The organism is Streptomyces sp. NPDC104761, assembly GCF_055583445.1.
Genome location: NZ_JBVJNZ010000005.1, coordinates 1 through 13,822 on the forward strand (window position 1 = coordinate 1; position 13,822 = coordinate 13,822).

Sequence of the window (13,822 nt, forward strand, 5' to 3'; positions counted from 1 at the left end):
TCCGCGACGACAACCCACCCGGAACACCCCCACCCCCCACACCAGACCCCACCGACCCCTCCGACCCCTCCACCACACCATCCACAACAGACATGTCATTCCTCCGGTTTCTCGTTGGTTCTCGTTGGTTCTCAGTGGTTCTCAGTAGTTCTCAGTGGTTCTCCGCCGCGGCCTTCTCGTCCAGGCCGAGGCGGGTGTTCTCGAATCCCGCCGCCATCTCCTGCCAGATCTGCCGGCAGCGGGCGGCCACGACGGCGACCGTGGCGATCTGGTGAGCGGGGACCACCGAGGCGATCCGTGCGGAACTGCGTTGTGCCGCCAGATGCAGATCGAGCAGCCTCAGCAGCAGCCGGCCGTCGGCGGAGTGCCGTAGCGAGGGCTCGTTGCACAGGCGTTTCACCAGGGCCGGGAAATCCGCCGGGTCGATCGTCGGCGGGCCGTTACGGGGCGGCGGGACCTCCGGGTGTTCCGGCCGGCTGCCCGGAACGGGGTCCTGCCCGCTGTCGATCCGTCGTTTCACGTCCCGCACCGTGGTCGCCGAGATCCCGGCGAGGCGTCCGACCCTGCGCAGCGAGGAATCGGGCTGGCTGCGCAGGATCTCGGCCGCGCGCCGCCGCCGTTCGTCCGCGTCGGTGGGGCGCAGCCGTCCGTCACGGCCCAGCCGATGGGTCGGATCCGTCCCGGACCGCGCGTCCTTGCGCAGATCGGCGACGGTGCGCGGGGACAGTCCCGCGACCCTCGCGACGGACCGGTCCGACCAGTGCGGATGCGCAGCCAGGATGCGTCCGGCCGCCGCCGTCCGGTCGGACCGGCTCAGCGGAAGGCCGTGCCGGACGTTCTCCCGGACGGAGCGGACGAACGCGGTCTCCAGCGGTTCGTCGCAGAACCGCACCGCGATGTCGGTCTCGCCCCGCAACCGCGCCGCGTGGAAGCGGTGGACGCCGTCGAGTATCGCCATGGTCGCGCGATGGACCAGGATCGGCGGGAACTCACCGGATTCGGCGAGGGCCCTGGTGTGCCGTTCGTCCGGGCCGTCGAGTCTGACCTTGACGGAGGTGTTGAGCGCGGTGAGCGGGACCCGGTGCCCGCCGTGCCGAACTCCCTTCTGTGTCCGGTCTGCTGTCTGTTCTTCGCTCTGGTCTTCTGTGTGCTCGGATCCGTTCGTCCTGCTTCGCTGTATTCGCTCGTGGTGGACCATACGGAGATCTCCTGTCGTCATCCAGGTGGCGGAACCGGACCGTGGCGACCTCACCAACTCGCCTAAGAGGGAACGGCGTTCAACGTTCAACCGGTGCTCCGGACGCACTTGGACACGTCAGGCGGTGAGCGCCGCCCGGTCGCCGGCCAGGAACCCGTGCAGCCACTCGACGAAGCCGGGGCCGAGGTCGTCGCGGTCGGCGGCGATCCGGACCACCGCGCGCAGATAGTCGGCGCGGTCCCCGGTGTCGTAGCGCCGCCCGGAGAAGACCACCCCGTGCACCGGATGCCCCTGGAGGGCGAGCGTGCGGATGGCGTCGGTGAGCTGGATCTCGCCGCCGCGTCCCGGCGGGGTCCGGCGCAGCACCGGGAAGACCGCCGGGTCGAGGATGTAGCGGCCGATGACCGCCAGATCGCTCGGCGCGGTGCCGGGGGCCGGCTTCTCCACCAGGTCGGTGACCCGCACGATGTCGCCGCCGTGCTCCCGCTGCACGGCGGCGCAGCCGTAGAGATGGCTGCGCGCGGGGTCGACCGCCATCAGGGCGACGACCGAACCGCCGTGCCTGCGGCGCACCTGCTGCATCTGCGCGAGGAGCGGGTCGCGAGGGTCGATCAGGTCGTCGCCGAGGAGTACGGCGAAGGGCTCGTCGCCCACGTGCGGGGCGGCGCACAGCACGGCGTGGCCGAGGCCGCGCGGGTCGCGCTGGCGGGTGTAGTGGATGTCGGCGAGTGCGGTCGAGGCGTGCACGGCGGCCAGCCGTTCGGTGTCGCCCTTCTTCTCCAGGGCGAGTTCCAGCTCGCAGTTGCGGTCGAAGTGGTCCTCCAGGGCGCGTTTGTTGCGCCCGGTCACCATGAGGATGTCGCGCATCCCCACGCTGACGGCCTCTTCGACGACGTACTGGATGGCCGGCTTGTCCACCACCGGCAGCATCTCCTTCGGGGTGGCCTTGGTGGCGGGCAGGAAGCGGGTGCCGAGTCCCGCGACCGGGATGACGGCTTTCGTTATCTCGCTCATGTGGGATGTCCAAAGACGTGTGGGAGTGCCGTGATGCACGGCCTGGGGAGGGGCGCGCGGCGCCCGGGCGAGGGATGCGTACCGGCTCGCCGTCGGCCGTCATAGTGCGCACCACCGGCCGCGTCGCCGCGAGCCCGGCGCCCCGAACGGACGCGACTTAAGGGAGTCGTCGAAGAGTCCCGGGGCCCTCGCGCCCCGCCGCGCGTGCCGTTTCGCGGCACTTTCACGCCGTTCGCCGCACCGGACCTGCCAAAGTCGTTGCGGATCACCTTCTCGGCGCAGCAACATAAAGAACGCTATTTATGCTGGACGGGTCGACGTCGTCGTATGGGAGGGACTGTCAGATGACCGTGCTGTACGAGCCGGATCCCGGGGGTCCGGCCGGCCTCGACGGGACCCGCCGGCTCAGCTCGTTCACCGACGCGGTCTTCGGCCGGCTGCCGCGGGCCGATCAGCGCCGCTGGGCCGAGCTGTACGTCAGGGCGCTGTTGAGCACACCCGGGAAGAAGTCGGTGCGCAGGCTCGCGGACTCCGTCAGCGACTCCCCCACCGCCTCGCAGTCCATGCACCAGTTCGTCAACGCCAGCCCCTGGGACTGGCAGGCGATCCGTCAGGACCTGCTGTGCTGGGTGGAGCAGCGGACCACCGCCACGGCGTGGGCGCTGGCCCCGGCGTTCATCCCCAAGCGGGGTGGCCACTCGGTCGGGGTGCACCGGCGCTTCGACCCGTTCCTGCGCCGGGCCACCACCTGTCAGCTCGGCATCGGGCTCTTCCTCTGCGGTCCCGCCGGTCCGCTCCCCGTCGACTGGAACCTCTACATCCCCGACGACTGGCCGGCCGACCCCCGGCTCGGCGCCCGCGTACGGCTTCCCGAGGACGCCGGCGGCCCGATGTGGTCCCAGGCGGCCGGACTCGCGGGCCGAACCCTGTCATGGACCTGCGGTCCGGAAGTGCCGCTCACCGCGGACCTGTCCTGGATGCCGGACCGGGGCGCCTTTCTCGCCCAACTGGCCTATGCCGAAAGGCCGTTCGTCGTGGAGGTGCCCGAGACGACGGCGGTGCGGCCGGTCGCGGCCGGACATCCGGCGCCCGCGCCGGTGACGGTGCGGGGGCTCCTCGACAGCCGGGGCGGTCTGGTGAGCGGCGGTGAGCACCACCACGGGGTGGACATCGTGTCGATGCCGGTGGCCCTGCCCGGGGCCACCTTGCGGCAGCCCCGGCTGCGACTGCTGGCCCAGCGGCGGGCGGGCGGCCGGGGCACCGCAGTGTGGCTGACGAACCTGGTCGACCGGCCACTGGCGCAGCTGCTGCCGCTGATGCGCCAGCCGCTGCTGGCGTCCGCGGTGGTGAACTCGCTCAGCGGTGACTTCGGCCTCCAGGACTTCGAGGGCCGTTCCTACCCCGGCTGGCACCACCACACGACCCTGGTCTCCGTGGCCTTCACGCACTACCGGCTGCGCGGCCCGGACGCCTGACCGGCCGACCGGGCCTCGCCCCGGCACGCGCAGCGTCACGACGGGGAGCTCAGGGCAGGCCCACGGTGGTGGGCCGGGGGCCCCGCCGCCAGGCCGGTCAGGGCCGCCTGCCAGACCTCGGTGAAGTCCGCCGCGCCCGGGGCGGGCCGGCCCGTGGTTCCCCGGGCCTCGACGGCCACTCCCTCCACCAGGTGCCGGACGAGCTGGGCGGCCGCCCGCGGCCGGATGTCCTCGGTGAGCTCCCCGCCGTCCCAGGCGAGCCCGATCAGCTCCTCGACCTCGTCGCGCCAGTCGGACGGCCAGGCGGAGTGCACCTGGCCCTCCGCGATCAGCCGTGCCGCCGACCGGGCCCGCACACTCTCCCGCAGCACCACCGCCACCGCCTGGACCAGCGACGACAGATCCTCCAACGGCCGCCCGGTGCGCGGGGCCGCGGCGCGGACGTGCTGGAGTTCGGCGGCCCCCTCGTCCGCCACCGCCGCCGCCAGCGCGGCCTTGCTGCGGAAGTGGAAGGTCAGCGCCCCCATCGAGATGCCCAGCGCACCGCAGACCGAGGCCAGCGAGGTGCCGTCGTAGCCGTGCCGGTCGAAGTGGTCCGCCGCGGCCAGGACCAGGCTGCTGCGGGTGCGGGCGGCTTGCTCTGTCTTCTTCGTCATGTGGGGCCTCGGTGATCGCGGTCGTGAACTGAGGGGCGGACAGCGGCGGCTTCGGGGTCCGCGCCCTCACCGGGGCGGGCGCCGGCCGTGCGGGTCACACGGTCCGGGCGCCTTCCGGCCGGGGTACCGGAGGTCCATGACCCGGGGGCGGGCGGACGGCTCGGCGCCGGGGATGGGTCGCCCCGGTCACCGGCCGCCGGACCCGCTCCTCGGGGTGCTGCGACGGGGTGCGTCGGTTCTGGTCGCTGCGGCTCGGTCACATGCGTCCTCGGAGGTCACCGGCTGCCAGGGGTCGCCGCGCCGGCCCGAGCACCGGGCGCGGCGGGCGATTCGACCATAGGGCGGCCCGCGGACGACGGGAACGGAAACGGGAGCAGGCCGGAACGTTCTCGGCAAGTCCGCCCGTACGACCGGTCCTGCGCCCCTACCTGGAGGTCCAGCCCCCGTCCACCTGGACGGCCGCGCCGGTGGTGAACGACGAGCGGTCCGAGCAGAGCCAGGCCGCCGTCTGCGCGACCTCCTCCGGTCCGGCCAGCCGCCGTTGCATGGCCCGCTCGGTGAACGGCCCCAGCAGGGAGGGGGTGTTGGTGAGCACCTCGTCCATCAGCTCGGTACGGGTGCTGCCGACGATCAGGGCGTTGACCCGGATCCCCCGGTCCGCGTACTCGTCGGCGGCGGCCCTGGTGAGCCCGATGACGGCGTGCTTGGCCGCGATGTACGGGGCGGACGCCCCGGTCGCCCGCACCCCGGCCACACTCGAGGTGTTGACGACGGCGCCGCCGCCGTGGTCCAGCATCACGGCTATCTGGGCGCGCAGGGCGTTCCACACCCCGCGGGCGTTGACGTCCATGATCCGGTCGTACTCGTCGTCCGTCATCAGGTGCATCGGGGTGCCGGTGGACGTCCAGCCCGCGTTGTTGAAAGCGGCGTCCAGAGCGCCGTAGGCGTCCAGCGCGGTCCACGCGACCTTGCGCATCTCGTCGGCGCTGGTGACGTCGGCGACGGCGGCGATCGCCGTACCCCCGGCCGCCTCGATCCGCTCGACGACCTCCCGGAGCCGGTCCTTGCGGCGCGCGGCCAGCACCAGACGGGCGCCCTCCCGGGCGAAGAGCAGGGCGGCCGCAGCACCGATCCCGCTGCTGGCCCCGGTGATGACGACGGACTTGCCGTGCAGCAGACCTCGTTCGGACATGACTCTCCTCGGAACGTGGGACATGGGTGGCCTCCGGCTGAGCGGCGCTGCCGGAGGATCAGACGAAGCGGTGCAGATGGGCGGTGGCCCAGCGGGTGAAGCTGGTCGGCGGCCGGCCGGTCAGTCGCTCCACGGTGTCGCCGGTCGCGCTCTTCGCACCGGCGGCCTGCCGGTCGGCCGAGAGCAGCAGCGCCTCCGCCATCGCCGGGGGGTACCGGCGGAGGAAGCCGGCACGGGCCTCGCTGCGGGTCAGCGCCCGGCAGGTGAGGGGCCGGCCCAGCAGCTCGGCCAGGATCCGGGTCTGGTCCTGGGCCGACAGGGCCTGGGGGCCGGTGAGCTGGTACGACCGGCCGTGATGGACGTCGTCGGTGAGCGCGAGCGCGATCACCTCGGCGATGTCCTCCGGCGCCACACAGGCGTTGCGGCTGTCCGGATGCAGCGCCGCGGTGGCGGACCGGGCACGGATGTCCTGCACCCAGGCCAGGGCGTGCGTCATGAAGGACCGGGGCTGGATCATGGTCCAGGGGATGCCGCAGGCCCTGATGCGCCGTTCGTTCTCCCGCTGCCATGAGGTGACCAGGTCGTCGGCGCCGGGGTCGTGGACGGCGGCGGCGGAGAGTTTGACGAGGTGGCCGACCGACGCGTCCAGGGCGGCCCGCAGGATGTTCCGGTCCTGCTGCGGACGGGTGGGGTCGTTGGTGACGACGAGCACCGCGTCCGCGCCCCGGAACGCCTCCCGCAGACTCGCGGGGTCCTCGTGGTCGCAGACCAGGTACCGTACCGCCGCCCCGGGACCGGCCGTGGCGTCCCGGGGCCGGTCCTCCGGGACCGTGCGGCCGGTGAGGGTGAGGCGGTGTCCGGAGGGTGCCAGCCGCCGGGCCACCAGGGAGGCGACCGTACCGCTGGCCCCGGTCAGCACCAGGTGTCGGGTTCTGTGCGCGGTGGCGGTCACGTGGCCGGCACCCGCTGCGGGTCGACGCTGATGTTGGCGCGCACGGCGTCCGAGGAGAGGCTGGGCAGCAGCAGCCTCCACATGTCGCAGACGCGCTCCATCAGGTCCGCACGGCCGGTGGCGAGCTGGGAGTAGACCTGCATCCCGGTACAGGCGGCCACCACGAAACGGGCCACCCGGTCGGGTTCGGCCCCCTCTTCCAGCTCTCCGTCGGCCTGCGCCGTCTCCAGCAGATCGCGCATCAGCTTGCGCCAGTCCTCGAACGAGGTCGCGTCGTTCATGCCGTGGCTGCCCTGCTCGACGGCGAGCCGGACACCGGCGCGCAGGATCGGGTCGTGCTGCATCCGCTGCGCCCACACCAGCGTGATGTCGACCAGCCGCTGCAGGCCGGTCGACTCCAGATGCGGCTCGATGGTCGTGGCCTGGGCGTTCATCAACGCCTCGGCCACGCCCTGCTTGGAGCCGAAGTGGAAGTAGAGCGCGCCGAGGGTGAGTCCGGCGCGCTCCACGATCCGGGTGACCGCCGCGCCCTCGTACCCCGCCTCGTCGAAGACCTCCGCTGCCGCGAGGAGGAGGCGCTGGCGGGTTCTCGCGGCGCGCTCTGCGTTGGCCGTCTTCATGGGCAATCCATTCCTCGACAAAAATAGAGAACGTATTTTATGTTAGCGCGGTCACCGCAGTCAGCGGCCAGTCATACAGGGGGAGAGTCAGCAATGTTGCACACGCACACCAGCGGCTTTGACATGTCCCAGCTCAGCACCGCGGTCCCGAGAGAACTCGTCCACAAGCGGGCGCACGCCGAAGTGCTGCTCACCGGTTGGACCACACACACCGACAACCGGCACACCGTCCGGGCCCAGTGGCCCCGGTTCCACAGCTTCTACTGGCCCCGCGACCAGCGGTTCGACCCCATGCTGTTCGTCGAGTCGGTCCGCCAGACCCTGCCACTGCTGTCCCACACCGCCTACGGCGTCCCGTTCGGCAACCACCTGATCTGGGACGACTTCAGCTACCACGTCGAACCGTCCGCCATGGCAGTCCCCGCGTCCCCCGCCGACGTGGTGCTCGACGTCGTGTGCGAGGACGTACGCAGCAGGAACGGCGCCTTCGTCTCGATGGTCATGCACACCACCGCCCACCTGGACGGGGAGCGCATGGGCACGGCCACCGCGCGGTTCGCCAACCGCGCCCCGGCCCTCTACCGCCGGCTGCGCGGGAACCGCAACGACCCCGCGGCCGTACGCGCCACCGCGCTGCCACTGCCCGCGGCGCTGCGGCCCGCCGCGGTGGGCCACTGCCTGCCGTACAACGTGGTACTGGCCGACAGCGCCCGCACGGACCGCTGGCAGTTGCGCGCCGACCTGGACCACCCGGTGCTGTTCGACCACCCGGTCGACCACGCCCCCGGCATGCTCCTGCTGGAAGCGGTCCGACAGGCCGCGCACGCCCACCGGCCGACCGCCACCGGCATGGTCACCGGGATGTCCGTCACCTTCGACCGCTGGGTGGAACTGGACCAGCCGGCCTGGGTGTGCGTGGCACCGCTGGGCGGCGACGGACTGCGGATCACCATCGAACAGGGAGAGGAGGTCTGCCTGGGCGCCGAGGTGACCACCACCCGACCGGCCCCGCTGCCCACGCCCGAACGGATCCCCGCCCTCACCTGACCGACGGCCGTCCCCACCCGCGGCCTCCCCGCGCTCTCCTCGCGCGGGGAGGGGCACCGCAGCGGCTCGGCCGCCGTACCGCCGCCGGGTGACGGGCCTGTCCACCGGTGCGGTGGGACGGGGTGAAGCGAGTGCCGGGGTGAGCGACGAGACGAAGGTCGGGTAAGGGCCGGCGGGCCCCCGGTCGGATCAGGTGGCCGAGTCCACCGGTTCGGGGGCCCGCTCCTGCGGGGCCTGCGGAGTGGGGGCCCGGTCCGCGTTCACGACCACCCCGGCGATCAGGGCGCCGAGGAGCAGCGCGGCCATGGCCCACCAGGTGGCCACGTTGAAGCCGTGCACGGCGGCCTTCGCGGCCAGCAGCGCCCTGTCCGGGACGCTCGCGGCGTGCGCGGTCGCGTACCGGGTGGTGACGCTCGCGGCGATGGTGTTGAGGAGGGCCGTGCCGATCGAACCGCCCACCTGCTGGGCGGTGTTGAAGGTGGCCGAGGCCGCCCCCGAGTCACGCGAGGCCACGTTGCCGGTGGCCAGGGAGACGGAGGTCATCATCGCCGTACCCATGCCGAGGCCGAGCATCAGCATGCCGGGCAGGATGTGCGAGGCGTACGCCGGTTCGACCCCGACCTGGGCTATCAGCGCCAGCGCCCCGGCCGCGAGCAGCAGCCCGGGCACCATCAGCACGCGCGGCGGGACCCGGTGCAGCAGCCGGGCGGCGACCTGGGTGGAGCCGGTGACCATGCCGACGGTGATGGGGAGATAGGCGACGCCGGTCTTCACGGGCGAGTACCCGAGGACGCGTTGCATGTAGTACGTCAGGAAGAGGAAGACGCCGAACATGCCGACGGTCACCAGCAGCACGGTGAGGAACGCGCCGATGCGCTGCCGGTCCCGTACGACGGTCATCGGCAGCAGCGGGACCGGGGCGCGGGTCTGCCAGTAGCCGAAGAGGCCGAGCAGCGCGACCCCGCCGATCAGCAGCGTCAGGACCAGGCCGTCGCTCCAGCCGCGGGACTCCGCCTCGGAGAAGCCGTAGACCAGGGAGAGCATGCCGGCCGAGCCGAGCAGGGCACCGGGGACGTCGAGGCGGGCGTCGGGATGCCGGCCGCCGCCGGGCAGCAGGGCCCAGGCGCCGGCGAACGCGACCAGCGCGATCGGCACGTTGACGTACAGGCACCAGCGCCAGTCCAGGTACTGGGTGAGAAAGCCGCCGGCGAGCAGCCCGACCGCGGCACCCGCGCCGATGATGGCGCCGAAGATGCCGAACGCCTTCCCGCGTTCCTTCGGGTCGGTGAACGTCGTCGCGAGCAGCGACAGCGCGGCCGGCGCCAGCAGCGCGGCGAACACGCCCTGCAGGGCCCGCGCCCCGAACAGCATCCCCTGGTTCACCGCGGCCCCGCCGAGCGCGGAGGCGGCCGCGAAGCCGACCAGGCCGGTCATGAACGCCACCCTGCGTCCGGCCAGGTCGGCGATCCGGCCGCCGAGCAGCAGCAGTCCGCCGAAGGCGAGGGTGTAGGCGGTGATCACCCACTGCCGGTTGCCGTCGGACATGTGCAGCGCGACCTGGGCGGAGGGGAGCGCGATGTTGACGATGGTCATGTCGAGCACGACCATCAGCTGGGCCAGTGCGATGACGACCAGAGCCCACCAGCGTCGGTTGTCGGCCATGGGCCAATCGTGCTCCGCCCCCGGCCAGTTGGGAACGCCCGCGTCTCTTGTTACGGTGTTTTTGCCGAGCCCGCGTCCCGGTGAACCCCGCTGCCTACTGACCCAGGGCGTCCCGGCACAGCAGCCGGAGCGAGCCGTGGCCGCCGTAGCAGCGCCGGGCCTCGTCGACGGGGTCCCAGAGCCGGCCGTCGGGGGTGCGGATCCAGTGCTCGCCGCCCGACGCCCACCACTCGGCGCCGGTGTGACGGACGATCACCTCACCGGCGTAGGCCCCGAGACCGCGCAGTGTCTCCCGCACGGCGTCGTAGGGCACGCCCTCCCGGCGTATCTCCTCGATCATCCGGTCGACCCGCCACAGGCTCTGCGCCGAGTAGTCGAGCCGGACCCGGGCGCCTTCGCGCAGCACGGCGACCGCGTCCGCCGCCCACCGCGCCGGTCTGGCGGCGGCGTGCGGCCTGGTCTGCTGCCGTGCGGTCCCGTCGGGGGGTGTCACGTAGTGGACTGTCACATAGGGAAGATCCAGGTCGGCGGCGGTTTCGTCATCCGGATCGGACGCTGTTCCCGCAACCGGCGCAGGACCCGCGCACCGTCCTCACCAATGGTTCACCCGCGCCCACGGGCTCGCCGCGACACCACCGCGCGCAGCACCCGGCGGCCCTCGGTGGAAACGTCCAGCGCGCGGCGCAGTCCGGCCGCGCCGTGCCCGGCGAGCAGTTCCAGCACCGTGACCTGGCGCCGCAGTTCGGCGGCGACCAGCGGGGACATGCCCTCGGTGCCGCCCTCGCGGCGGGTGTCGACGGAGGGCGCCGCGTCCTCGGCGGGGTCGAGAAGCCGGTGGATCTGCAGCGAGGCGACGGAACAGGCGTCGGCCCACAGGCGGACGCCGGCTGCCTCCTGCGACACGGGCGCGGCGTCGAGCATCCGCCGGGCGAGCGTCTCGGCCTCGTCGGCCTGACCGCCCGCCCCGCCGCCGGTCTCCACGCCGGAGCCGAGCGAGCCGCGCGCCTTCTCGAGACCCGCGCTCCAGTCGGAGCCGTCGGCGAGGCTCGCCCACAGCGGCCGCAGCACCAGGTCGTCCCCGCCGAGCAGTGGCACGCACCGATCCAAACAGGCCAACCCGCTGGCAGCCAGTCCGCGTTCATCGGCCTGAGCGATCAACTCCACCAGGCTCATCCCACGCCTCCCAGAAACGGTACATACCAAGGTCCGACATGCACGGAGCTCGTACTTCCCCTAACTGCGTGCGACGGTACGGCAGTGTCACACGTGCCGGACACCCGGGATCCGAAGAGGTCCGAAGAAAGGCTTTTCAGCCAACAGTTGCGTCCGGGCCGGGATCGGTGGGCCGGGCGACGGCACGGCCGTCGACAGGAGCGCAGCGGTGCGTCAGACCGCGACCGGGCGTCAGACCGCGGCAGGGCGTCAGACCGCAGCAGGGCTTCAGACCGCAGCAGGGCTTCAGACTGCGACCGGAAGGGTGCCCGCCATGGCCTTCTCGTGCTGCATCCGGGTCAGTCGCGCCACGAGAAGGACGGCGAGGACGGCGGCGGCGAGGTCGAGAGCGTGCGCGACGAGCATCTCCACGGAGACGGCGTGGTCCCAGGCCACACCCAGGTCGTCGCCGGAGTCGGCGCTCGCCATGCGGCCGGCGAACAGCGCGACCAGCCACAGGGTCCACCAGGCGTTGACCAGCTTGTGCGAACGGGTCGTCCCCCACGGGCTGCTGGCGTCCCAGATGTCGAGGGTGATCCGGCGCGGGAACCAGAGGCTCGCGACCGGCACGAACCAGCCGCCGATCGCCCAGCCCAGCGACATGCTCTGCCGGAGCGGGTCGAACACCTGGGCGTTGGCGCGCACCCGCCAAAACCAGCACAGGTACACGATCACGCAGGCGACCATCGAGACGGCATGGGCGCGGGCGGCGAGGCGGACCAGCGCGTCGGCGCGGTCGGCCCGCAGGAACACCCCGGCACCGGTCGCGCCGTCCATGAGGTCGTCCATGACGTCGTACCTCAGGAAGTCGGCCCAGACGGCGAACAGGTCGGCGGCCATGACCACCCCGAGCAGGACGGCCGCGGCCCAGCCGAGACCCATTGGCGAGCGCAGCCACAGCCCCGGCGTGCTGCCGAAGGCCGGGACCGGTTCGGGTGAGTCGCCGAGGCAGCGGTGGCACAGGGTGGCGCCGGGCGCGGCGGCGAAGTGGTGGCAGCGGGCGCAGATCAAGACGGTTCCCCCGGGACGCGGTCGGGCACGGAACCCTCCCCTGGCCCGCGCGGAATGCGGAACATACGGCCCGTCACCGCCGTACGTCCACCGCGATTCCGTATCAGCCCAGCCTGTTCGCGAGGGCCTTGAAGTCTGTCCAGGACATCGCCGGGGTGATCTCCGGGTCCCACAGCTTCTCGATGGTGGCCCGCAGCGGCATCCTGATGCCGGCCGCCACCTGGTCCTGGGTCTGGGAGTCGGCCAGGTCGCACCAGACCGCGAAGGAGCCGCCGAGGACCTGGGGTTCGTAGCGCGCGGCCACGGCCGAGGTGCCGCGCAGCATGCGCGGGATCCACTGCTCGTAGATGCGCCGGCCGGTCGGGTAGACGAAGGTGTTGGGCTGCCCGAGGACGTAGTACAGGTACTCGTCGTTGTAGTTGAGGACCTTGCGGCCCGCCCTCAGGTACTCCACGGGCTGCCGGGCGCCGTTCTCCTTGCCGGTCCAGTAGGCGACCTGGAGGTCGTCGGCGGGCTGCACGGAGGTACCCCGCAGGAAGCCGTCGTTCCACGCCCGCAGGGTGCGTTCGTGGGCGCGGACGGTGTCGGCGCGGTCGTTCAGCCAGCCGGTGGTGAGGTCGGCGACGGTGCCCGAGGCGCCGTACGCCTCCCGGGCCGCGGCCGCCAGCTGCGGGTAGGAGGCCTCGGGGTCCGCGACGGTCAGCGCCTGGTACTCGTCGCCGCCGAGGTTCCAGGAGGAGCCGGGGAACAGGTCGGCGTACTCGTCGAGCAGGTCGTCGACGATCTTCGCCGAGGCGTCCTCGGAGATGTCGATGGCGCCCCTGGTGGCCACGCCCTGCGCGTTGCGCAGCTGCAGCTCGGGGTGGGCGGCGAGGACGGCGCCGAGGTGTCCGGGCGAGTCGATCTCCGGTACGACCTGGATGTGCCGGGCGGCGGCGAGCGCGACGATCTCCTTCACCTGGGCCTTGCTTAGGTGGTCCCGGGAGACGACCTCCGGGTGGGTGTCGGACTCGATCCGGAAGCCCTGGTCGTCGGAGAAGTGCAGCCCGAGCTCGTTGAACTTCAGATCGCCGAGTTCTCGTATCCGGTCCTCTATCCAGCCGACGGTGAACGGCTTGCGCGCGATGTCCAGCATGAACCCGCGCTGCGGCTTGGCCGGCTGGTCCCGCACCACCCCCTCCGGGGCCGTACCGCCGCCGTGCACCTCCTGCTTGAGGGTCCGGGTGCCGTAGAAGACGCCTGCGTCCCCGGGCCCGCTGATCCGCACCGACCCGCCCCGCACGGTCATGGTGTACGACTCCGGGTCCCCGCTGCCGCCGAGGTCGAGCCGCAGGTCGCCGGGCCGGACGTCGTCCTGCGCGCCCTTCTGCCCCGCGTACGACAGCCCCAGCTCGCCCGCGGTCAGCCGCCCCTCGTCGGCCAGCGACGCGTCGCTCACGACGACCCGGCCGCCCTGCCGCGGGCGCCAGCCGGGGCCGCGCTCGGCGGTGTGGGAGCGGACGGCGGGGATGGTGCGGGGGGCCTGGGAGAGGGGGTAGCTGCGGGTGGGTGCGGGGGTGGCCGCCCCGGAGCGCGCCCCGGCCGAGGCCGACCGGTCGCTCCCCGAGGGCTGCCGGGACGCTCCGGCGGTGCTCCCGCCGCCGCCCGAGGAGGCCCATACGCCGATGCCCGTGCCGAGCGCGACGGTCCCCGCGACGGCAGCGGCGGCGACCACCGCCCGCCTCCGCGCGTCCTGCCGTGTCGACGGCCTGCGCCTGTGCTGGCTCACGGCTACAACTTACGA

Annotated in this window: 13 protein-coding genes; 2 read left to right on the forward strand and 11 right to left on the reverse strand. The window is 72.6% G+C overall.

Translation table 11 applies throughout. The annotated features are described in order from the left end of the window. Nucleotides 1–151: 151 nt before the first annotated feature. Both ACZ63F_RS15425 and galU read right to left on the reverse strand, forming a co-directional pair. A complete protein-coding gene (locus ACZ63F_RS15425) occupies nt 152–1,198 on the reverse strand; it encodes a ParB/RepB/Spo0J family partition protein (RefSeq protein WP_469711416.1) in 1,047 nt (348 codons plus the stop codon). 117 nt (nt 1,199–1,315) lie between these two features. After that, nucleotides 1,316–2,212 carry a UTP--glucose-1-phosphate uridylyltransferase GalU gene (gene galU / locus ACZ63F_RS15430; RefSeq protein WP_469711418.1) on the reverse strand — a complete coding sequence of 299 codons (897 nt, stop codon included), beginning with the start codon at nt 2,210–2,212 and terminating at the stop codon, nt 1,316–1,318. Between the two features lie 344 nt (nt 2,213–2,556). On the opposite strand from galU, the gene ACZ63F_RS15435 reads away from it, so the two are divergent. After that, a complete protein-coding gene (locus ACZ63F_RS15435; RefSeq protein WP_469711421.1) occupies nt 2,557–3,687 on the forward strand; it encodes an IS701 family transposase in 1,131 nt (376 codons plus the stop codon). A gap of 35 nt (nt 3,688–3,722) precedes the next feature. On the opposite strand, the gene ACZ63F_RS15440 is transcribed toward ACZ63F_RS15435, so the two are convergent. The 4 genes from ACZ63F_RS15440 to ACZ63F_RS15455 form a co-directional block, all read right to left on the reverse strand. After that, nucleotides 3,723–4,343 (reverse strand): TetR family transcriptional regulator, encoded by a 621-nt coding sequence (locus tag ACZ63F_RS15440; RefSeq protein ID WP_469711424.1) that lies wholly within the window; start codon nt 4,341–4,343, stop codon nt 3,723–3,725. A 424-nt stretch (nt 4,344–4,767) separates the two neighbouring features. Then, nucleotides 4,768–5,535, reverse strand: coding sequence for an SDR family NAD(P)-dependent oxidoreductase (locus ACZ63F_RS15445; protein WP_469711426.1), 768 nt, complete (start codon nt 5,533–5,535; stop codon nt 4,768–4,770). Nucleotides 5,536–5,593: 58 nt separating this feature from the next. Beyond that, nucleotides 5,594–6,487 carry an NAD(P)H-binding protein gene (locus ACZ63F_RS15450; RefSeq protein ID WP_469711427.1) on the reverse strand — a complete coding sequence of 298 codons (894 nt, stop codon included), beginning with the start codon at nt 6,485–6,487 and terminating at the stop codon, nt 5,594–5,596. After that, complete coding sequence (locus tag ACZ63F_RS15455) at nt 6,484–7,107, reverse strand: ScbR family autoregulator-binding transcription factor (RefSeq protein WP_469711429.1); 624 nt, start codon at nt 7,105–7,107, stop codon at nt 6,484–6,486. The genes ACZ63F_RS15450 and ACZ63F_RS15455 overlap by 4 nt, the downstream gene beginning before the upstream one ends. A 123-nt stretch (nt 7,108–7,230) precedes the next feature. Here ACZ63F_RS15455 and ACZ63F_RS15460 point away from each other — a divergent pair, with 123 nt between their 5' ends. Continuing rightward, nucleotides 7,231–8,154 carry a ScbA/BarX family gamma-butyrolactone biosynthesis protein gene (locus ACZ63F_RS15460; protein ID WP_469711432.1) on the forward strand — a complete coding sequence of 308 codons (924 nt, stop codon included), beginning with the start codon at nt 7,231–7,233 and terminating at the stop codon, nt 8,152–8,154. Between the two features lie 189 nt (nt 8,155–8,343). On the opposite strand, the gene ACZ63F_RS15465 is transcribed toward ACZ63F_RS15460, so the two are convergent. The 5 genes from ACZ63F_RS15465 to ACZ63F_RS15485 form a co-directional block, all read right to left on the reverse strand. Next, the gene (locus tag ACZ63F_RS15465) at nt 8,344–9,816 is read right to left on the reverse strand and encodes a DHA2 family efflux MFS transporter permease subunit (RefSeq protein ID WP_469711434.1); all 1,473 of its coding nucleotides are present in this window, start codon (nt 9,814–9,816) and stop codon (nt 8,344–8,346) included. A 94-nt stretch (nt 9,817–9,910) separates the two neighbouring features. After that, complete coding sequence (locus tag ACZ63F_RS15470; RefSeq protein WP_469711437.1) at nt 9,911–10,309, reverse strand: hypothetical protein; 399 nt, start codon at nt 10,307–10,309, stop codon at nt 9,911–9,913. Between the two features lie 110 nt (nt 10,310–10,419). Then, a complete protein-coding gene (locus ACZ63F_RS15475; protein ID WP_469711439.1) occupies nt 10,420–10,989 on the reverse strand; it encodes a hypothetical protein in 570 nt (189 codons plus the stop codon). Between the two features lie 285 nt (nt 10,990–11,274). Further along, complete coding sequence (locus ACZ63F_RS15480; RefSeq protein ID WP_469711441.1) at nt 11,275–12,039, reverse strand: DUF4328 domain-containing protein; 765 nt, start codon at nt 12,037–12,039, stop codon at nt 11,275–11,277. Nucleotides 12,040–12,142: 103 nt separating this feature from the next. Beyond that, complete coding sequence (locus ACZ63F_RS15485; protein ID WP_469711444.1) at nt 12,143–13,807, reverse strand: beta-N-acetylhexosaminidase; 1,665 nt, start codon at nt 13,805–13,807, stop codon at nt 12,143–12,145. Nucleotides 13,808–13,822 lie beyond the last annotated feature (15 nt).